Here is a 19,888-nt window from a genome sequence, read left to right as displayed (position 1 = left end):
TAGCAATTGTGAGTCGCGCCGCCTGGTCCTAAATGAGGCTTACAACCGACGAAGGGTCGGCTGTTTCAGTTTGAAGGAATGCGCAAATGGCAACCACCGCAAATATCCATGCGCCGCTCGGAGCAGCTACCATCCTGCATGTAGTGGACGCGTTCACCGCAGCTTTCGAAAAAGCTGCCGAGTGGAATGAAACCCGCAAGACACGCAAAGTTCTGTCGGAACTGAGCGACGCACAGCTGGAAGATATCGGCCTGTGCCGCGCGGACATCAAGAATATCTGATCCGCGATCAGTACGACCGCAAAAGATGAGCCGCTCATTCGAGCGGCTTTTTCTTTGTCACACCAGTTTGTATTGACCCGAACGGTCAGGCAAGAAGGCCTCAATCGCAGCTGTAGCCACGACATGCCGGGTACCAGCTTCGGCGTCTTCTATATCCAGACCGCCTTTAACGGCCCGCACCTCGGCTCGGCCGCGAGGCAGATCAGCGGCTATTAGTTCACAATCCACACGCTCAGGTTCCTGTGCGCCAATCGTGACCATAACGCGCATTTCGGAATGGTCGATACCCAGCTTGAAAAACAGGGTGATCGAGGAATGATGCAGCGCGTCCTGCACCGCCCGCCGTGCCGCCTTGGTGTAATCCTGCCCATACAGGTCGTTGCCGGTGCCCATCTCAAGTATGATGCGTTTTTCGGTCATCCCACGGGCTCCATGTCGAACGAGACAACGATGGCCGCATTGGCAATGACTGTGTGTCCCGCGGTATGCGGTTTTTCGATATCCAACCCGCCCAGCGTGACGGTGATATTCGGCTGGCCATAGGGAAAGATGGCTTTCAGCGCGTCCTGATCCACCTGATCGGGTTTCTGCACCCCAATCTCGGCGTCGATGACCATCGCTTCTTTCGGGAAGTCGAACAGCTCGGCCATGTTGACCGAATTGTGCCACAACGCGTCTTTGATCGCCCGCAGCGCGGCCTCGGTATAGTCTTCCCGCCGCAGCGAGGTGCCCATGCCGAATTCCACAAGAACCCGTGTTTTTGCCATTTGATCCTCCGGCGTAAAAAAGGCGCCCAGTGCGGGGCGCCTTTGATCTGTCTGCATCGAAACGGATCAGATGGATTCGTCGATCCAGCTTTGCAGCGCAGCCTTCGGGGCGGCACCTGCGCGGTTCGAGACAACCTGACCGTCCTTGAAAATGAACAGCGCCGGGATGCCGCGCACGCCCATGGCGGCTGCCGCGTTCGGGTTGCTGTCCACATCCACCTTGGCGATCTTCACTTTGCCGCCGTATTCAGCGGCCAGCTCTTCCAGAGCGGGGCCGATCTGCTTACAGGGGCCACACCATTCGGCCCAGAAATCGACAACAACGGGGATGTCGGAATTCTTGACTTCGGCGTCAAAGGTATCGTCGGTTACGGCTACGGTCGACATTTTCTGTCTCCTGAATGGGGTAAACTCGGGATCAGAACGTAGGGGCCGGGCATGGCAAGGTCAAGATATATGGGTGCGGGCCAGTGCATCCGTCACAAGATCGTGTGGCAACCACATAAGCTCCGCCGTTCGTGTCCAAAGGACTGCCGTTCGGATTTCACGACCCGGATATATCTGGGCCAGCGCATGCGCATAAGCCCCCATCTGCCTCAACAGGCCTTCGGGGCAGGCCGATGGGCTGCTGGGAACCATGGCATTTGATTTGAAATCAACCACCTGCACTTCGGTATCCGTCACGATCAGCCGGTCTATAACTCCGTGCATCCGCCGCCCGCTCAGCTCGGCAGTCACCGGAACCTCGGCCAGTGCGTCGCCTGCAAAAACGGCTTGCAGATGGTCCGCTGTCAGCACGTTTTGCGCCTCGGTCAGTAGCTCTTGCCTGTCCACTTCCTGCATATCGGGCAGAACCCGGGCGCAGATCTGAGGCCAATTTTCTTGCGTATCCGACGACAAGTGTTCCAACAGCAGGTGCAGACGCGTACCGCGCAGCTTGGCGGCCTCTTCATCCTGACCGGTATCGCCGGGCAATGCCTTGGCCCCGCCCAGATCAGAGGGGCTGAGCGTTTCAGGTGCCGGCTCCGGTGCCGTGGCGGTGTTCAGGAACTGGTCCGGCAGCGGAGTTTGGGCAACCTCGGCCGCAGTGTGTTCCACAATCGGCAGCGCGTCCCAATCCGCATGGGACAGGCGCAACGTGTCAGTCTCTGACAGTTGAGTGGCCCCTGCCCGCGCCATCGCCGCCTCGACCATCTGATACCAGCTGGTTCCGTCCTTGCCGACATCCCCGGCCGCGCCCACGATTAACCACTTTTCAGCACGTGTTAGAGCCACATACAGAAGCCGAAGCCGTTCATTCTCCTCCCTTGTCCGCGCCTCGGTTCGTGCCTTGGCGATCAGGGCTGGCGATGCGTCCGCAGGCACTTTCCACAGCGGTGTGCCCTCACTCACCATGATCTCGGCGTCGCGCGGAGCCTGCCGTTTGCCGGTGTCCGGCAGGATCACGATCGGCGCCTCCAACCCTTTGGATCCATGCACCGTCATCACCCGGATCATGTTGCCGACGCCGCTCATCTGCCGCTTGATTTCCAGATCGTCTGTCTGCATCCAGACGAGAAATCCGGTCAGGCTGGGGATATCGGTGCGTTCATAAGCCAGCGCCTGCGACAGCAGCGCGTTGATGCCATCCTCGGCCTCGGCCCCCAGACGCCCCAGCAGTTTACGCCGTCCGTCATGGCGGGTCAGGATTCGCTCGATCAGGTCATAGGGGCGCAGGAAGTCGATTTGACCGCGCAAGTCGTTCAGGATTTCCAGTGTTTTCGGAAACTCCTCGACGCGCTGTCGTAGTGCAGCCCACAGGAATTGCTCCTGCCGCCGATGCGCTAGGTCGAAAAGTTGCTGTTCGCTCCAACCAAACAAGGGTGATTTCAGCACGGTCGCCAGCGACAGGCTGTCCTCGGGCGTGGCCAGAAAACTCAGCAGCGCGGCCAGGTCTTTCACGGCCAGTTCGGCGCCGACTTTCAGGCGGTCAGCCCCGGCAATGGGCAGGCGCAGGGCCTTGCACGCTCGGATGATCTCGGCAAACAGATCGGAGCGGCGCTGCACGAGGATCAGGAAATCCCCTGGTTGCACCTTGCGGCGTACAAATGTGCCTGACGGGTCGCCATCCTCAGGGATCGTCTCTCCGCGGTCGATCATGTCCTTGATCGACCGGGCCACCTTCTCGGCCAGAATGACGGTGTGGTGCCGCGCGCCGGGGCGATCGACCGGATCGGTCCAGTCGCCATCATTGTCTTCTTCCACCTTCTCGACCACTGGCCACAGATCAACCCGACCGGGCAGATCAGCTTTGAAGGCACGGTGCAAGCTGTCCTTGTGAAACCCGGCCTCGGCGCGGTTCTCGAACAGAATATCGACCAGCGTCAGGATCGCGCTGGAGGATCGAAACGAATACTCCAGCGTCGAATCCCAAAGTTTAGAGCCTGATTCTGCCAGTCTGCGCCCAAACTCGGCCTGCATCCGATCAAAAGCCTGCGGGTCGGCGCCCTGAAAGGAATAGATCGACTGTTTCTTATCGCCGACGACGAAGATTGTGCGCTCGACCCCGGAACGGGCCCCTTCCCCGCTGGTGAATTCCTGCGCCAGTTTTTCAACCACGTCCCATTGGTCGGGGCTGGTATCCTGCGCCTCATCGACCAGAATATGGTCGATACCACCGTCCAACCGGTACAAAACCCATTCCGCCACGGCCGGGTCGTTCAGCACTTGCCGTGCGCGCAGGATCAGATCGTCGAAATCCAGCCAGCCGCGCAGCTGCTTGCGGCGTTCGTATTCCGGCAGGAAGGCGGCGGCAAAGCGGTGCAGCACATGGGTTTTGCGCGCCGCAACCAGCGCCAACCGTTGCTCTCGCGCGGCCTCGATGCGCAGCATGAAGGATTCCAGCTGCGGCATCTGAGCGGCCAACGCGCCTTCGCGCAGGGCCTTGGTGGGAAAGCTGTTTATCTTGGCTGTAAAGGGTTCCTTTGCGGATTTCCCTGTCAGAAACACGCTTTCCAGTACAGTAAGGCTGCTTATCCGCGCCTCGGTGAAGGCCGACAGTTTGGTAGCCGCTTTGGCGTTGTTGCCGCCACTTTCGGTTAGCGCTGGCAGGATCGAGCGGATAAGGTCAACCTCACCGCCCAGAAAAACGCGGGCCTGCAGGGTGTCTTCATCAAGCCCCTCCGGCAGGTCGAACCGTTGCTGCAGGTCGCGCCAGTCCAGCGGTTGCGCAAACAAGTTGCGTTTATGAGTGATGGCCGCGGTCAGGTTTTCAAACCCGGTATCGGTGACGAATCGCGCGACATCCTCGATCAGCGCGGCTTGCGGGCCTCCGGCGAAATCTTCCACGATTTCTTCCCGCAGCAATGCCGCCGCGCGATCCTCCATTTCCGAGAATTGTGGACTGACCCCGGCCTCCAGCGGAAAACGGCGCAGCAGTGAGGCGCAGAACGAGTGGATCGTCTGAATCTTCAACCCACCCGGCGTCTCGATGGCGCGGGCGAACAAGGTGCGGGCCTGCGCCAACCTGTCGGAGTCAATGACGCCCGGCACGCCCAGGTCGGTCAGTTGAGCCAGCAGCGTACTGTCGCCCAACATCGCCCACTCACCCAGCCGTTTGAACAGCCTGTTCTGCATTTCGCTGGCAGCGGCTTTGGTGTAAGTCAGGCACAAGATGTGCTGCGGTTGCACCCCACCCAGCAGCAACCGCGCCACCCGATCGGTCAAAACCCGCGTCTTGCCCGAGCCGGCATTGGCCGCCAGCCAGGTCGAGGCGTCGGGCCGTGCGGCCTGCACCTGCCGCTCGGTTGCGTCGTTGCGTGCACTCATTTCAGCACCTCTGGATCGGTCTCATCGGTGCGATCCCATTCGCCGAAGCGGGCCAGATGGTCATAGTCGCCGATGTCGGTGTCTTTGTGCAGCATTCGGCGGGATGTGAAGCCTTGATCAGGCTCTAAATATGCGGAAACAAGCTCTGTCAGCTCGGCAAGAACCTTGTCGGGCGGTTCCTTGGCCAACGGGGCTGTGACCTCTTTATACGTGCCGCCCATGCCAATAAAGAAAGCCTCGGCCACGGGGATCGGGTCGATTCCGTCGATGGCGCCCCGCTCGGCCATCGCAGCTTCGATCAGCAATTGTTTGTCGAACTTGGCTTGCTGGCTTTCGGTCGGAGGCGTGCCTGTCTTGTAATCCACAATCCGCAGCGCGCCGCGACTGTTGTGGTCGATCCGATCCGCCCGGCCTGCGATGGTGAAATCCACAGGGCTCAGCACCAGTTTCATCGCGGCCTCAAAGGCCACCGGACCTCCGTCGCCGCGCCGGGCGGTTTCGGCGGTCAGAAAGTCGTCGGCAATGCGTTCCAATCGCGCCAACCAGAGTTTGCGGGCCGTGGGCCAGGCCACATGTTGATCCAGCAGCGTCTCGGCCCGTTTCAGGAAGTTCTCGCGGGTCAGCAAGGCGCTGTCAAAAACACTGTCCTTGATGAAATGTTCGAGGATTTCGTGGATGACAATCCCGCGCAACAGGGCGTCCGGGGCCTGAACCAGAGGGTCCAGGGGCCGCAGCCGCAGCACATGTTTGGCATAGATCGCGTACGGGTCGCGGATCAGGCGTTTGATTTCGGTGACGCTCAGACGGCGCGGACGTGCGGTGATCGGCGGGCGTGGAGACGGGCGCGGTGCGGGGTCGATCCGGGGCGCGGCTTCAAGTTGTTCCGACCAACGCAGGTACGACTGTCCACGGCCACGCATCGCCGACAAAGCCACAGGGCCACCCTGCCCCGGCAAACCCTGCAATAGGTTCGTCATCCGGTTCAGCCAGCGCGAAGGCACGGTTTCGGCGTCGTCCGACCGGGTCGCGCGGGTCAGCCAGACCTCGGGCGCGCCGACAGCCTGTTGAAAGTCGTGGGCTGACAGGCCAATGCGGCGTTCGGGCAGCAACAGCCTGGCCTTGTCGCGCATCTGGCGGTTCAGCCAGGGGTCAGGTGCAGCGGCTTCGGGCCAGCTGCCTTCGTTGAGGCCCCCAAGGATCAGCAGTTCGGCGCCCTGCACCCGTGCCTCAAGCGTGCCCCAGATCATGATATGCGGATGCGGCGCGTCGCGGTCGCGGACCTCTTCCCCGGCCAGCAAGGCACCCAGCAGGTCGGCGAAGTCATGGGCGGTCATCGGGCCACCATGTTCAGCCTCATCCTCTAGCGCTGTCAGAACCGACAGTGCCTTTTGACCTGCGTTTTTCTCCCACAGCGGGCCGGTTTCGCCCTCGCTACCGGCGGAAATCGCCTCGGCCAAACTCCGCAGGCGCGTCACCCAGTCCGACAACGGCAGTTCGTCGTTCACATTCTGGTCGCAGAAATGCGTCGACAGCCAGCGCATCCAACTCTCGGGCACCTCTTTGCGGATGGCGAACGCGGTCAGGCTGGCGCTGTCAGGGTATGGTGGGCCGTGACGCCGCAAATCCAGTTCAAGATCGCGGCTATGCAGCAGATGTGCACCGCGATCACCGCCACCATGGCAGAGCGGATGTTTAAGGAGGGTCAGCAGCGCCTCACCTTCCAGCCGCCGGGCGAACAGACCTGCCACATGGCGCAGGAATCGGCCCGGAGGTGACAATTGCAGCGGCAGGCCCGCACTGTCATCAGGCAGGATGTTCCAACGATCCAGCGCGGCGCTGACCTGACGGGTCAGCATCCGGTCCGGGGTGATCAGTGCGGCGGTCTGGCCGGTTTCAGCCGCTTCGCGCAGTCGCAGCGCGATGACCAGCGCCTCGGCCCGGGGGGATTGCGCCTCGACCAGTGTCAGGGTTTGCGTGGCATCGTCCAGATCGGTCAACTGCGGCCCTTCGGACATCCAGGCATCAGTGATCGGAGCGGGACGTAACGCCAGTGAAATCAATTTGTTGCGGGCAGGTGAGGGCGCAGGATCATCGGTCCAAGGTTCGATCTGACCAGGTTGCATATCAAGCCGTGCCATCAGCTTGCGGAACCGGTATTGCGGGTGATCTTCTGACGTCAGCGCCTCGTCCAGCCCCTGCCAGACGTGATCCGGCTGATCGAAATCGTAACCGGGCAGAATCAGAGCGCCTTGGGGCAGGCGCGCGACGGCCTCCATCAGCATCAGCGTGGTGCCGCGCGACCCGGTTGAACCCGCAAGGATCACGGGATGCTGCGGCGGTGCCACCTGCCAGCGGTCGATCAGGTTTTCCACCACACGCCGTTGCCGCGCCTGAACGTCCAGCGCATTTGGGCCGGAGTCGATGATTTGATCGGCAATCCCAATGAACTTTTGCGCGCGTTCCCAATGCCCGGACATGTCGCTGACATCCAACTGCCGGATTGCATCAGGCAAAACGCCTTCGCCCTGCATCTCATCAATCAGCGCGGCCAGACTGTCGGACAAGTCGAACAGAGAGGACCGCGCCGCCAGATCCGGCTGCTGTTCCAACAACTTGGCGACTAGTTGCGTCAGTTTCAGCCGGAGCCGAAGCGGCGGAATGGCGGGTGGAATTTGCGCCAGATCGGCGCTTTCGCCTAGATCGGTGACCAGTGAAAGACGCGGCAGCAGGCAAGCGGGCCCCTGATCGAACAGATCCCGTACGCGGCGGGCCATGCGGCGGGTGTTCACGACAAGCTGAATACGTGCCAAGGCCTCGGGTGGGTGTTTGGTGCCGCGTAGGTGAAGCCCATCCACCAGTGCTTTGGGAAAATCTGATCCGGGCGGAACGGCAAAGACACGAGGTGTGGCGCTGGGCTTAAACATCCGCAATCAGCCCCTCGGCCAATGTAATCCCTTCGGGTCGTCCTACATCGCACCAGCGGCCGGGATAAATAGCCGCGAACAGGCGACCTTGGCTATGCATTTGATCCCAAAGCAGGTTTAGCGAGAACGCCTTATCCGGTATGGCCATCAGACCCTCGGTCTTGAGAATCTGCGTTCCGCCATAAATCAAACCGGGACCACGGGTGATCCGGCCTTCGGCATCGGCGGTGAAATCACCTGTGCCGGAGTACCCGATGGTCTGGTCGATAGGTACGCACATCAGTAACGCATCCATTCGATCAGGATCCCACGCATCGCGCAGCAGGGTCAAAGGATTCGGCCCGGCCCAAATCGCATCGGTGTTCAGGGTGAATACCGGATTCGCCCCCAACAGGGGCAATGCGGCGCGCAACCCACCGCCGGTTTCCAGAATCTCGGGTGCTTCCCGGGACAACAGGACACCTTTGGGGGCCAGATGGGCCTCAAGCTGATCGGGCAGATAGTGCAGATTGGCCACGACACGTTCCGGACCCAGATCATCTACCAAATCCAGCGCATGATCGACCAGGGGGCGGCCTGCGACCTCGATCAGCGGTTTTGGGCGGTCTCTGGTCAGCGCGGCCATGCGGGTGCCAAACCCGGCGGCAAACAGCATCACGGCTTCGGGAAGTCGGGTCATGTCTGTCTGAGCCTGTCCAGGTTTTCCGGTGTTGGCGCGGGCAGGGCCGTACGTAGCAGATCAGCTATGGTTGCAAGTGCCGGGTGGTCCAGATCGCGCATCAGATGTGCCCACGTGGCCGGGATAAAATCAACATATTGAGGTTTACCGTATTCCGTCGCCAGACGGGCAAACACGCCCAGAATTCGCAGGTTCCTTTGCGCCCCCAGGACGGCATAGGCGGTGCGGAAATCGTGATCATTCACACCGGTCGCGGCGATATAGCGGTTAACCATTCGCATCTCGGTGCCCGGGGCTACGTCGCGGCGGACATCCTGCAGCATCGACACAAGGTCATAGGCCGGATGGCCCAGCATGGCGGTCTGGAAATCCAGCAAACCCACGCGTTTCACGCCTTTACGGCCCGGTAGCCAGACCATGTTTTCGGCGTGGTAGTCGCGCTGGATCACCACTTTGGTCCCCGAGGTTTCCTGGTGCAGAATGTCCGAAAACCGGTATTCAAACTGTTGCCGCGCGTCCGTGTCGTGCTGACCCAGAACCGCCTGCGCGTATTTGGTGAAGGACAACGCCGCCAGCTCGGTCATCAGGGATGGGCCGTATGAGGGCAAAGACAGGATGGGGGCCTGATGCAGCGCAATCAAAACGTCGGTTGCGGCCTCGTATAGCTGCCGCTCCATCTTTGGGTCTTGCTTCAGAACGCGGGCAAACAGGTCGTCGCCCAGATCTTCCAGCAGCAGAAAGCCGAATTCCGTATCTTCAGCATAAATCTCGGGCGCGCTGAGGCCGATAGAGCGCAGGTGGTTTGCCATACGCACAAAGTTCTCGACCGGTTCGGCCTTGCCCGGAGGGGAGTCCATCAACACGGCGGTCCGGCCGGTTTCGGGATCGGTCAGACGCTCGTATCGGCGGTTCGAGGCATCCCCGGCCAGTGGCGCACGCCTTGCGTTGGCCCACGGTGTTTGTGCAATCAGCGCCTCGGCCAGCACAGCGCGGTTCGTCATGCGGCGCTCTCCATCTTGCGGGGCCATTTCGGATCGGACCACGACAAGGTCAGATGGCGGCTTTCCATCGTATCAGGATTTGTTTCAAAGCTAAGTTTCAGGGCAGTTTCAGGGGTCAGAGGACCCAGCTTGTCGGGCCATTCGATCAGACAGATGGCTGTATCAAATGCCTCGGTCAGGCCCAGCTCCTCGATCTCTTCCACGGCGCTCAGCCGGTAGAGATCGCAATGCCAGATCTCGCCCGCCGGTGTGTCATAGGCCTGCACCAGCGTGTAGGTGGGCGAGGGCACATCCTCGGGCTCAGTCATCAGGGATTGGATCAGGCTGCGGGCGAAATGTGTCTTTCCGCTGCCGATTACACCTTCAAGCAGCACCACGTCGCCGGGGCGCAATTCCGCCCCCAGCCGCGCGGCGAATTGCGATGTTTCTTCGGGCGAACTCAGGGTGATCGAACGAGGGTGCAACGTCATGGCGCCACAATGACCTCAGGCCCTGTCGGCTGCAACCCGGTTCAGGCGCTGATTTGGCGGATAGGCTGTGTTGTCGCAAGCTCCTCCACCACGAACCGGACAATCGTTGCGCCGTTCTGCATCGGGCTGACGACACAGGTCAGATCGGTGCCGTTGCGCATACGTATCTCACCCGACCATTCGGCGCGTTTGTCGCGCATCCCGACAAAGTCGCGAACCTCACCCAGCAGCGGTGTGGCGGCACATTGGTCCTGCCAGCTACGGGTCACGTCCAGCACGGAATCCGGTTCGAACCCGGTCTCATCAGAAGCCCCCCACAATTCTTGATAGGCGCGGTTGGTGAAGGCCAGCGTTCCGTCATCGCCGAACACCGCGATTGCATCGGCCAGCTTGTCCAGCACCGATTGCATCAGGTCCATTTCCGAGCGGAACCGGCGGGTCAGGGTAATCTCGGCGGTGATATCTTCGAACAGGAACGCCACCGCACCGTCGGGATGCGGGCGCCCGCTGACCGAATAGACCGATCCTGAAGGCAGCGACCAGGTTTCCTGATAATTCCCGTCCTCGGCGGCCTCGAGCAGATCATTCATCTGGCTGCGCCAACTGCGGTAATTCTTGGGTTCCGGCATCATGTGATGATCGCGCAGCCGGTCGAAAAAACTGGACAGGCTGGGGCGGCAACTGAGGAAGTCCGGGGGCAGGGTGGTCAGGTCAATCAGCGCCGGGTTGAACAGCGCCAGTTGCCGGTTGCGGTCGAAAATCGCCAGCCCGATAGATAGCTGGGCAAAGGTTTTCGTCATGGTCTGAACGAATTTGCGCTGGGCGGTTTCAGCGGCAACAATGGCATTGATATCAACGGCATAGCACAGGTGACCTTCGGGGTGATCGACCAGCGTCAGGTCGAACCACAGCTTGTTCTCACTGCTCTCGGACGAGATTGAGATGCGGGTTTTTGCACCCAACCGCGCATCCCCGTCCGCGCCGGGAAACAGCGGCGCGGTCAGATCGGTATCGGGACCACGGACCTTTCTGACCAATGTGACATAGGCAGCATTGCACCAACGGACATTGCCTTGATGATCCAGCAGCCAGACAGGATACGGAGCTTGCTCCATCGCCAGACGGATCGGATCCTGCGCATCGCGCTGGACCAGGGTGGGGCGTTCGGCGCTGTCGCGAAGCTGAACGCGGACGATGCCGTCAACCCATTCGCACAGAATGTCCCGCTCGACGGTGCAGTCGATCGGGGGAATGACCAGCGAGCCCTGATGACGAATTTGGTCGGGGGTTTCGGGAAAGCTGGGAAAATCCCGCTTTAACAGGCGGCGCAGGTCGGGCCAGTCGCGGACGGCTTCGAACCCTTCGAGCGCGATATCGGAATGGCTGATCAGGCGGTTGCCGTCGAACAGAAACACCGCATCATACAGCGATGCGGGCGTGGACAATCCGAAATTGTCACCCTTGTGCCGTCGGCGGGGCAGAAGCCATTGTACGGCCAGGCTGGCAGACACCAGACTGATCGCGGCCAAAATGATCCAGTCGACCATGCGACCTCCGGAACTTATACCGAAGAAACTATGCGTGTTAATGGTTAACGGGGTCTTAACTCAGACCTGGATTTGCTGGTTCTCACCCGACGGAACGGGGGTGTCGCCAATCTGGGCATCCACCATATTGCGCGGCCACGACACACGAACAATCGCGCCTCGGCGCTCGGGATTGTCACATAGGGTTTGGTATGGGTCCGCGCCGTTTGCAAAATCCAGCTCGGCGCCGCTGCGTTCCAGCAGGGTCTTGGCGATGAACAGGCCCAGCCCCATGCCCTCATATTCCGGGCGGGTTCTTTGATCGTTCTCGACCCGGCGGCGGCGCATGAAAGGGTCTCCGATCCGGCCAATCATCTGCGATGGATACCCGCGCCCGTCATCCATGATGTTAACGGTGATCTGATCCGTGCTCCATTCGGCCTCGACCCAGACGTTTGCGCGGGAAAAGTCCACCGCGTTCTGGATAAGGTTGCGCAGCCCGTGAATGATCTCGGGCTTACGCAGGATCGAGGGTTGTTGCACATCGCCATCCCCGGCCGGACCTTCGGAAAAGTGCACGGTCTTGCCCCGATGAAGGTGCGGCTCGGCTGCCTCATGCACCACGGTGGACAGGGGTGCCTGCCGCAGATGCAAGTCGTCTTTGCCAGCCCGGCCCATATCGCGCAGGATATCACGGCAGCGGTTGGCCTGTTCGCGGATCAGAGCGGCGTCGTCCTTCAGGTCGGGGCGGTCATCCAGTTCTTCGATCAGTTCGGAACTGGCCAGTTTGATGGTGGCCAGCGGCGTGCCCAGCTCATGAGCTGCTGCTGCGACCACGCCGCCCAGATCGGTCAGTTTCTGCTCACGCGCCAGGGCCATATGCGTGGCGGCCAGCGCCTCGGACATCGATTGCACCTCAGCGCTGACGCGGTGAGAATAGGCCCCGATGAATACGATCGCGATGACAACCGCCGCCCAGTTGCCGAACAGAAGCATATCCGGAATCTGCAGTATGAGACCCTGTTCGGTGCGCAATGGAAGGTGAAACTCAGCCAGTAAGCTGGTCAACACGATTGCCACTGTACCAACAATCAGAGTTGAACGCGTGCTCATAACATTGGCCGAGATTGTCACTGGTCCCAACAGCAACAGGGCAAAGGGGTTGTTCAGGCCGCCGGTCAGGTACAACAGGATCGCCAGTTGCGAGAGGTCGAACAACACCATCAGAAAGTTTTCGAATTCGGTCAGGCGCTTGTTTTTCGGGAACAGCAGAATGGCGGTCGTGTTGCCCATGACCGAAATACCGATAGCCAGATAGCAAAGCGCCAACTCCAGCTGCACCTGAAAATACTGCTGCGCAACAGTGATGGCGGTAAACTGACCGATGATGGCCACCCAGCGCAGCAGGATCAGCGTGCGCAGGCGGATCCAGCTACTGCGTTCCTGACTGCGCCATAATGTGATGTTGGAATTTGCCATCGGTCTATTATGTCCTGTTGCATCGGCTGATCATCTTGATAGGTGTCCGCGTCGAAACGATCAACAACCCCTCTCATCCCAGGATTGATGCCATGATCCGCCTTTACGCCATCCTTGCAACCGTTGTTCTGGCCGTCGGTCTGGGCGCCATGTGGCTGCTGACGCGAGGGGCGGGATCGAACGATCAGTTCGCACAATGCCGTTCGGCGCAGATCGCGGGCGGTACTGCTGCAATTGGCGGCCCGTTCGAGCTGGTCAACGGCAAGGGCGAAACGGTCACCGACAAGGACGTGATCACCGAACCGACATTGGTCTATTTCGGCTATACGTTTTGCCCCGATATCTGCCCGTTCGACATGTCGCGCAACGCCGAGGCCGTCGATATTCTGGCCGAGCGTGGCCAATCGGTGACGCCGCTGTTTATTTCGATCGACCCGGATCGTGACACGCCGCCGGTGGTAGATGACTTTGCCTTCAACCTTGGCGGCAAGACCATCGCACTGACCGGATCGCCCGAGCAGGTCAAAGCCGCCAGCCAAGCCTACAAGACCTATTACCGGGCACATGACAAGAGCGACGAATACTACCTGGTCGACCATTCCACCTTTACCTACCTGGTGACGCCCGAGCACGGCTTCCTCGAGTTTTTCAACCGCGACGACACCGCCGAGCAGATGGCCGACAAGGTTGGATGTTTTCTGGACAAGCTCTGATGCGTTTGACCTTTGAAATGGCGCTGCTATTACTCATGTTTAAGCCAAAGGCGTGAAATAGCGGAAAGAACAGAATATGGCGGACAGCTCTGACCTCGATATCGGCCCCGATAAATCCCTGCTTCTGGTGGATGATGACGAGCCGTTTCTGAGACGTCTTGCCAAAGCGATGGAAAAGCGCGGGTTCGAAGTTGAAACCGCAGGCTCCGTCGCCGCAGGCCGCGCAATATCCACCGCCCGTCCACCAGCTTACGCGGTCGTCGACCTTCGGTTGGAGGATGGCAACGGTCTGGATGTGGTTGAAGTGCTGCGCGAAAAGCGCCCCGACAGCCGGGTAGTGGTTCTGACCGGATACGGCGCGATTGCCACCGCAGTGGCAGCGGTAAAGATCGGCGCGACCGATTACCTGTCAAAGCCCGCCGACGCCACCGACATCACCAGCGCATTGCTGGCCAAGGGCGACGAACTGCCCCCGCCGCCGGAAAACCCCATGAGCGCGGACCGTGTACGCTGGGAGCATATCCAGCGTGTCTATGAGCTGTGTGACCGGAACGTCTCTGAGACCGCGCGGCGTTTGAACATGCACCGTCGGACATTGCAGCGGATTTTGGCGAAGCGTAGCCCGCGATAGTGAGCAGTATATTGGGTTCGATCTGAACAGGTTTCTGTTCAGAGGATATTCATTTAGTCTTCTTGTCAGAGTTCGGATAGATGAACCCGTTCACTGGGTACAAGCTGCCATACTGACCCGGAAGGCTTTCGACCCGAACCAGCGTCCAGTCATTGTGCTTGGATACGTCCTTGACCCCCATTTTCAAGGATACCTTGTTTCGGTGCCAGTTGGCGTGGTTCACAATGACTTCCCGGTCGGTGACAACATTGGACACGACAGCCACATGGCCAAGCGGCATCCCGTGGGTCGCCCGAAACGACATGACCGCGCCCACAACCGGCTCACTGCCTCGATCAAAAGTACTGCGCGCCTTACCCCACCAGTCCTTTGCGTTGCCGCGAATTTCGATACCGCTGAGGCTACGTGCGTAGGGAACACACCATACCCTTTGCCCTCTGGCCTGCTTTTGCGAGACCTCGCGCAACGCCATCGATTGACGTTCAGGATCGAGTTCTGCATTGGTTGGGCTATCGGTGCAGGCAGAGACCAGACCAAAAAGCCCCAACGCAATTGCGGTTCGGGCGGAGCCGGACAAGCGCGGCCAGCGCGTGTTCGTTTTGCGTACGCTGTTTTTCAAGAAGCTCTATTGCCCGTTGCAAGACAAATGGGGTTGTACGGTGACTTTACGGGTTGTGAAAAGAGGCCAGACTATTCCACGGCAAGATTTCGCCGGTTCCTCGTTCCGCGATTGAGAAGACACCTGAATGAGCAGAAGCGTAAGTTGCATCTTTAATGTCTAGTACCGGGCTTGAAAACATAGCCCACTATGGGAGGAGAGCCGACATTGGAACGGGTTTGTATTCTATAGCAAGGATATCAACGCCTCATGCCGTGCCATATACGCCTCTCGTACCTCAACTGGAGGCCTAAGCGTTATCCTTAAACCCTCCATCACCGCCTGATCCGGGCGACCGAAGAACTTCGTCGCTTCAGCCTCGGAGAACCCCGCGATTTGGGTGGCTTCCATCCAGGCGCTGATCTTGTCGGCCTTTTTGATCTGACGTTTCACCGTTTTCGGCACTGCAGCGGGCAGGCCAAAGCGGATGTGGATCGCAGCCGCCAACCGGTCATCCAGCGCGCCGTAATCGGGTCCGACGGCGGATTTCACCGGTGAGATCATATCTCCGATCACATATTCCGGCGCATCATGTAACAAGGCCGCGAGCCGCCATTTCACCGGTGTTTTGGGGGCAATCCGGCCAAAAAGCTCTTCGACCAGCAGGGAATGTTCGGCCACGGAATAGGCGAAATCGCCAGCGGTTTGGCCGTTCCAACGGGCCACAAAGGCCAGTCCGTGGGCGATATCTTCGATTTCGATGTCCACAGGGGTCGGGTCCAGCAGGTCCAGCCTGCGCCCCGACAGCATTCTTTGCCATGCCCTAGGTTGTGTTGCCATTCCGCCATACCATGTGAAGTTGGACACGTTAGTTTCGCGCTTTTGTGTTATGATGTACCTGTCGAGATCACCAGCTGCCAACTTTTTCTTGACCAGACGTGCTTTGAACCAGCGCGTGGTGATACCGACATTTGTGCTGAGGGGGGCGCATGCTCCTCCTGGTGTGCCCCTCTCGGAACGTAACTCGTATCGAAAGGAGCTAGCTATGTTTAAGCGACTGTTTGGAATCACCATGGCCTTTGGAATGGCCGCCACTGCCCCACCCGCATTTGCCCAAAGTTGTGCACAGCGCGAGCACGTGATCGCCAAGCTGCAGGACAGCTATTCAGAAGAGCTGGTCTTTGGCGGATTGCAGAAAACACGCGGTGCGCAGACGATCATGGAGGTCTGGACCTCGAAGGAAACCGGAAGCTACACGGTTCTGGTGACTCAGGCGAACGGCATTAGTTGTATTGTCGCCGTTGGCACAGATTTTTTTGAAGCGATCCCGAAGATTAAGCTAAAGGGTCAACCCAGCTGAATTGAACGGCGGAATACCCCGTTTCCGGCCAATAACGTTGCCACCTGCCCCAAGGAATGCTAGGGGCAGCCGGAACGTGATTTACCTCAATGGAGCACCTGATGGCCGGGGACTATATCGTTAAAGACATTTCATTGGCCGGGTTCGGCCGCAAAGAGCTGGATATTGCTGAAACCGAAATGCCAGGTCTGATGTCCCTGCGCGCGGAATATGGCGAGAGCAAGCCGCTGAAAGGCGCACGGATCGTCGGCTCGCTGCACATGACCATCCAGACAGCTGTGCTGATCGAAACACTGGTTGCGCTGGGCGCGGATGTGCGCTGGGCGTCGTGCAACATTTTCTCGACGCAGGACCATGCCGCCGCCGCGATTGCCGAGGCAGGCATCCCCGTCTTCGCCATCAAAGGCCAGACGCTGGAAGAGCACTGGGATTACCTGGACAAATCCTTCCTGTTCGACGAAGGCCCGAACATGATTCTGGACGATGGCGGCGACGCGACGCTGTACATCCTGCTGGGCGCACGCGCCGAAGCGGGTGAAGACATCATCCCGGTTCCCGGTTCGGAAGAGGAAGAGGTCATCAAGGCCCAGATCGCCAAGCGCATGGCAGCAAGCCCTGGCTGGTTCACCAAGATGCGTGATCAGATTCAGGGCGTGTCCGAGGAAACGACCACCGGCGTGAACCGCCTGTATCAGTTGGTCAAAGACGGTCACCTGCCGTTCCCGGCAATTAACGTGAACGACTCGGTCACCAAGTCGAAATTCGACAACAAATACGGCTGTAAAGAATCACTGGTCGACGGTATCCGCCGCGCCACTGATACCATGATGGCCGGCAAGGTTGCAGTGGTTTGCGGCTACGGCGACGTAGGCAAAGGTTCGGCCGCATCGCTGCGCGGCGCTGGTGCCCGTGTGAAAGTGACCGAAGTTGACCCGATCTGCGCCTTGCAGGCTGCGATGGACGGGTTCGAAGTTACCCTGCTGGAAGACGAAGTCGCCAGCGCGGATATCTTCATCACCACCACCGGCAACAAGGACGTGATCCGCATCGACCATATGCGCGCGATGAAGGACATGGCTATCGTCGGCAACATCGGCCACTTTGACAACGAGATTCAGGTGGCCAGCCTGAAGAATCACAAGTGGACCAACATCAAAGAACAGGTGGACATGATCGAGCTGCCTTCGGGCAACCGCATCATCCTGCTGTCCGAAGGCCGTCTGCTGAACCTCGGCAACGCCACCGGTCACCCATCCTTTGTGATGTCGGCCTCGTTCACCAACCAGGTTCTGGCGCAGATCGAACTGTTCACCAAGGGTGACGAGTACGAAAATAAGGTCTACATCCTGCCCAAGCATCTGGATGAGAAAGTGGCCCGCCTGCATCTGGACCGCATCGGTGTCAAACTGACCAAGATGGACAACGAGCAGGCCGCTTACATCGGCGTGAAGCCTGAAGGCCCGTACAAGCCCGAGCATTATCGTTACTGATTTCCGTTTCTGTCGGAAATGAAACGGCGGCCGGTTGGCCGCCGTTTTCTTTTGCAGTCAGCGTAGCGATGGTATGAAGTCACCTCGGCCCTGCGGAGTGAAATCCAGTATGTTCCACAGGGGCCAGGCCGCATCCACATGCCGCGGATGCCATTCGCTGGGCTCAAAAAACAGCTCAGAACTCCAGAAATGAGTGATACTGCCTTGATCGCGTTGAAAGATATTCAGGATCGGTAATTGGCTTCCGTCCTCAGCCTGGGCCAGATAGTCGTGCTGATAGTCTGTACCAAGTGCGGAATAGAGCGGCAGATCGCTCCATCCCATCTTGGTTTTGAGACCAACCAGTTTATCCGGTGTGTTCTGAGCCACTACTGCAAAGGCAATATTCTGGGAAATATGCGTCACTTGCCCATTCAACCCATCCAGGAAGGCTGAGCACATGGGACAGGGCGACTGTGCTTCCGGACCGTACATGAGGGAGTAGACGGCCAGCGTATCATGAGAACCGAACAGAGAAGACAATTTTACAGTCTCACCCCGTTCTGATCTGAAAGTATAGTCCTGCGGAACCTCCCCTCCTTTGGGAAGGCTGCGCCGCAGGTTTGCGACATTCTCGACACTGGCTCTTAGTTCGGTTTCTGCCTTCAGCAAGGTGTTTCGGGCAGCTCTGTATTGCGGGCTCTCATTTGGTAGCGACACGGGCATTTTGTCCTCCTGATTCCAAGTGGCAACATCATTTAACTTAATTGTTAAATAATGTCGTGCGAAAATCAAGCCGAGGATGTACCGCGTGATTTTTGGGGGGAATGCTGGAGAATTTTCCCTTTGTGCTATTTTTCGCACCCGTTACCGTGTTCGCGGCGCTGGTGTAGCCAGAAACCAATATTGAACCAGGAGATGACAATGGGAAAACGCGACGAGTTGATCGCCAAATACGCTGCAGATCTGAAAGAAAAATGCGGGATGGACGCTGATATGGACCTGCTGACCAAGGTTACCATCGGCTGTGGTCCGGCGATCTATGACGCCGACGCGTCAACCGTTGCGGCCACGCAAGAAGGCGAGCTTGAGACGGTCAAGAACAACTTCCTCATCAAGAAACTGGGCTTGGCTGATGGGCCCGAACTGATGGAAGCCATAAATAAAGTGCTGGAAACCTATGGCATGTCCGAGCGCAACAAACACCGCGCCGTGGTCTATTACATGCTGACCAAGCATTTCGGCAAAGAAGCCGTCTACGGCTAAACTGTTCATTTTCAATTGAAACGCCCGCCTCCCCATCGGCGGGCGTTTCGTATTTGAGCTATTTTTTAAAGACTTGGTATTTGAAATGCTTGCTGAAACCCGGCTAGGGTCAAAGTGTGACCAGGACGGTCAGAACCAGAGATTTCCATACGCGTGTGGTGAGTAGGGAGCACGCGGGGGTAGGGAAGGTTCTGCATCCGTCAGAGCCTTCCCTTTTTTCTTGATCAGCCCGCTTGCGTGTCGCTCAGGGCACAGATTACCTGCCATTCCGCCTCGCTGACCGGTTGAACCGAAAGGCGCGAATTCTTCACCAGCACCATCTCGGCCAGGCGCTCATCTGCTTTGATCTGGTCCAGAGTCACCGGCGTTGTGAACGGTCGCACCGCCTTGATGTCCACGCATTCCCAGCGTTCGTCCTCGGTGGTGCTGTCGGGATGGGCCTCGGCGCAGACCTCGACGATACCGACGATCGCCTTGTCCTTTTGCGAGTGGTAAAAGAACCCGCGATCGCCAACCGCCATCTGCCGCATGAAATTGCGCGCCTGATAGTTACGCACGCCGTCCCATTCTTCACCCGCATCCCCTTTGGCAACCTGCTGGTCCCAGCTCCAGGTCGACGGCTCGGATTTGAACAGCCAGTACGCCATCAGCCGATCACTTTCTTCCAGGGGATCAGGTCGACGGAATCGAACAGCCCCGCCTTGGCATAGGGATCGTTTTCGGCCCAGGTTTCGGCGGCCGACATGCCTTCGACCTCCAATATCACCAGAGAGCCGATCATCGCGTCTCCGTCCAGCAACGGACCGGCCTGAGAAACAACACCGGTTTCCTCGATATAGGCCAAATGGGCGGCGCGGTTGTCCAGCCGGGTTTGCAGGGCGCCGTCCTTGTCACGGGCGATGAGAGCAATCAGCATG

At 59.1% G+C, this 19,888-nt stretch carries 21 protein-coding genes; 6 read left to right on the top strand and 15 right to left on the bottom strand.

Annotation, left to right across the window (positions count from 1 at the left end; translation table 11 throughout):
- Nucleotides 1-86 precede the first annotated feature (86 nt).
- Nucleotides 87-281, top strand: coding sequence for a DUF1127 domain-containing protein (locus ACR0IM_RS10765; RefSeq protein ID WP_480592006.1), 195 nt, complete (start codon nt 87-89; stop codon nt 279-281).
- A 57-nt stretch (nt 282-338) separates the two neighbouring features.
- On the opposite strand, the gene ACR0IM_RS10760 is transcribed toward ACR0IM_RS10765, so the two are convergent.
- From ACR0IM_RS10760 to regB, 10 genes are all read right to left on the bottom strand, one after another.
- Complete coding sequence (locus ACR0IM_RS10760; RefSeq protein ID WP_480681882.1) at nt 339-701, bottom strand: Lin0512 family protein; 363 nt, start codon at nt 699-701, stop codon at nt 339-341.
- A complete protein-coding gene (locus ACR0IM_RS10755; RefSeq protein ID WP_480641424.1) occupies nt 698-1,048 on the bottom strand; it encodes a Lin0512 family protein in 351 nt (116 codons plus the stop codon). The genes ACR0IM_RS10760 and ACR0IM_RS10755 overlap by 4 nt, the downstream gene beginning before the upstream one ends.
- A gap of 66 nt (nt 1,049-1,114) precedes the next feature.
- Entirely contained in the window at nt 1,115-1,435 is a 321-nt protein-coding gene (trxA, locus tag ACR0IM_RS10750) for a thioredoxin (protein ID WP_480681880.1), read from the bottom strand.
- 60 nt (nt 1,436-1,495) lie between these two features.
- Complete coding sequence (gene addA / locus ACR0IM_RS10745) at nt 1,496-4,855, bottom strand: double-strand break repair helicase AddA (RefSeq protein WP_480681879.1); 3,360 nt, start codon at nt 4,853-4,855, stop codon at nt 1,496-1,498.
- Nucleotides 4,852-7,779 carry a double-strand break repair protein AddB gene (addB, locus tag ACR0IM_RS10740; protein WP_480681877.1) on the bottom strand — a complete coding sequence of 976 codons (2,928 nt, stop codon included), beginning with the start codon at nt 7,777-7,779 and terminating at the stop codon, nt 4,852-4,854. The genes addA and addB overlap by 4 nt, the downstream gene beginning before the upstream one ends.
- Nucleotides 7,772-8,458, bottom strand: coding sequence for a nucleotidyltransferase family protein (locus tag ACR0IM_RS10735; protein WP_480681875.1), 687 nt, complete (start codon nt 8,456-8,458; stop codon nt 7,772-7,774). Before ACR0IM_RS10735 ends, addB begins: the two co-directional genes overlap by 8 nt.
- Nucleotides 8,455-9,459, bottom strand: a complete 1,005-nt coding sequence (locus tag ACR0IM_RS10730; protein WP_480681873.1) for an aminoglycoside phosphotransferase family protein — start codon at nt 9,457-9,459, stop codon at nt 8,455-8,457. Before ACR0IM_RS10730 ends, ACR0IM_RS10735 begins: the two co-directional genes overlap by 4 nt.
- Nucleotides 9,456-9,929: a tRNA (adenosine(37)-N6)-threonylcarbamoyltransferase complex ATPase subunit type 1 TsaE gene (gene tsaE, locus ACR0IM_RS10725; RefSeq protein WP_480592020.1), complete on the bottom strand. Its 474-nt coding sequence runs from the start codon at nt 9,927-9,929 to the stop codon at nt 9,456-9,458. The genes ACR0IM_RS10730 and tsaE overlap by 4 nt, the downstream gene beginning before the upstream one ends.
- A 41-nt stretch (nt 9,930-9,970) precedes the next feature.
- Entirely contained in the window at nt 9,971-11,476 is a 1,506-nt protein-coding gene (locus tag ACR0IM_RS10720; RefSeq protein ID WP_480681872.1) for a PAS-domain containing protein, read from the bottom strand.
- A gap of 60 nt (nt 11,477-11,536) precedes the next feature.
- Nucleotides 11,537-12,934 carry a sensor histidine kinase RegB gene (gene regB / locus ACR0IM_RS10715; RefSeq protein ID WP_480681870.1) on the bottom strand — a complete coding sequence of 466 codons (1,398 nt, stop codon included), beginning with the start codon at nt 12,932-12,934 and terminating at the stop codon, nt 11,537-11,539.
- 92 nt (nt 12,935-13,026) lie between these two features.
- On the opposite strand from regB, the gene ACR0IM_RS10710 reads away from it, so the two are divergent.
- A complete protein-coding gene (locus tag ACR0IM_RS10710) occupies nt 13,027-13,647 on the top strand; it encodes an SCO family protein (protein WP_480592025.1) in 621 nt (206 codons plus the stop codon).
- A gap of 76 nt (nt 13,648-13,723) precedes the next feature.
- Complete coding sequence (locus ACR0IM_RS10705) at nt 13,724-14,278, top strand: ActR/PrrA/RegA family redox response regulator transcription factor (RefSeq protein WP_058283361.1); 555 nt, start codon at nt 13,724-13,726, stop codon at nt 14,276-14,278.
- A gap of 49 nt (nt 14,279-14,327) precedes the next feature.
- Here the strand turns inward: ACR0IM_RS10705 and ACR0IM_RS10700 are convergent, their stop codons facing one another.
- The gene (locus ACR0IM_RS10700) at nt 14,328-14,897 is read right to left on the bottom strand and encodes a CHAP domain-containing protein (RefSeq protein ID WP_480641432.1); all 570 of its coding nucleotides are present in this window, start codon (nt 14,895-14,897) and stop codon (nt 14,328-14,330) included.
- A 225-nt stretch (nt 14,898-15,122) separates the two neighbouring features.
- Nucleotides 15,123-15,716 (bottom strand): HD domain-containing protein, encoded by a 594-nt coding sequence (locus ACR0IM_RS10695; protein WP_480641433.1) that lies wholly within the window; start codon nt 15,714-15,716, stop codon nt 15,123-15,125.
- Between the two features lie 205 nt (nt 15,717-15,921).
- On the opposite strand from ACR0IM_RS10695, the gene ACR0IM_RS10690 reads away from it, so the two are divergent.
- Nucleotides 15,922-16,236, top strand: a complete 315-nt coding sequence (locus ACR0IM_RS10690) for a hypothetical protein (protein ID WP_480641434.1) — start codon at nt 15,922-15,924, stop codon at nt 16,234-16,236.
- Between the two features lie 101 nt (nt 16,237-16,337).
- Nucleotides 16,338-17,726, top strand: a complete 1,389-nt coding sequence (ahcY, locus tag ACR0IM_RS10685; protein WP_480592033.1) for an adenosylhomocysteinase — start codon at nt 16,338-16,340, stop codon at nt 17,724-17,726.
- Nucleotides 17,727-17,783: 57 nt separating this feature from the next.
- Here ahcY and ACR0IM_RS10680 read toward each other — a convergent pair whose 3' ends face one another.
- On the bottom strand, nt 17,784-18,431 hold the full coding sequence (locus ACR0IM_RS10680) for a DUF899 family protein (protein WP_480592038.1): 648 nt from the start codon (nt 18,429-18,431) through the stop codon (nt 17,784-17,786).
- Nucleotides 18,432-18,629: 198 nt separating this feature from the next.
- On the opposite strand from ACR0IM_RS10680, the gene ACR0IM_RS10675 reads away from it, so the two are divergent.
- Nucleotides 18,630-18,971 (top strand): DUF2853 family protein, encoded by a 342-nt coding sequence (locus tag ACR0IM_RS10675; protein ID WP_480641436.1) that lies wholly within the window; start codon nt 18,630-18,632, stop codon nt 18,969-18,971.
- Between the two features lie 224 nt (nt 18,972-19,195).
- Here ACR0IM_RS10675 and ACR0IM_RS10670 read toward each other — a convergent pair whose 3' ends face one another.
- Both ACR0IM_RS10670 and ACR0IM_RS10665 read right to left on the bottom strand, forming a co-directional pair.
- Nucleotides 19,196-19,618, bottom strand: a complete 423-nt coding sequence (locus ACR0IM_RS10670) for an EVE domain-containing protein (protein ID WP_480641437.1) — start codon at nt 19,616-19,618, stop codon at nt 19,196-19,198.
- On the bottom strand, nt 19,618-19,887 hold the full coding sequence (locus ACR0IM_RS10665) for a YciI family protein (RefSeq protein WP_480592044.1): 270 nt from the start codon (nt 19,885-19,887) through the stop codon (nt 19,618-19,620). The genes ACR0IM_RS10670 and ACR0IM_RS10665 overlap by 1 nt, the downstream gene beginning before the upstream one ends.
- Between the last annotated feature and the right edge of the window lies 1 nt (nt 19,888).

It is taken from the genome of Ruegeria sp. BF6 (assembly GCF_056538665.1).
The sequence above is the reverse complement of the archived record's forward strand: the minus strand, read 5'-3'. Positions and strand labels throughout refer to the sequence as shown.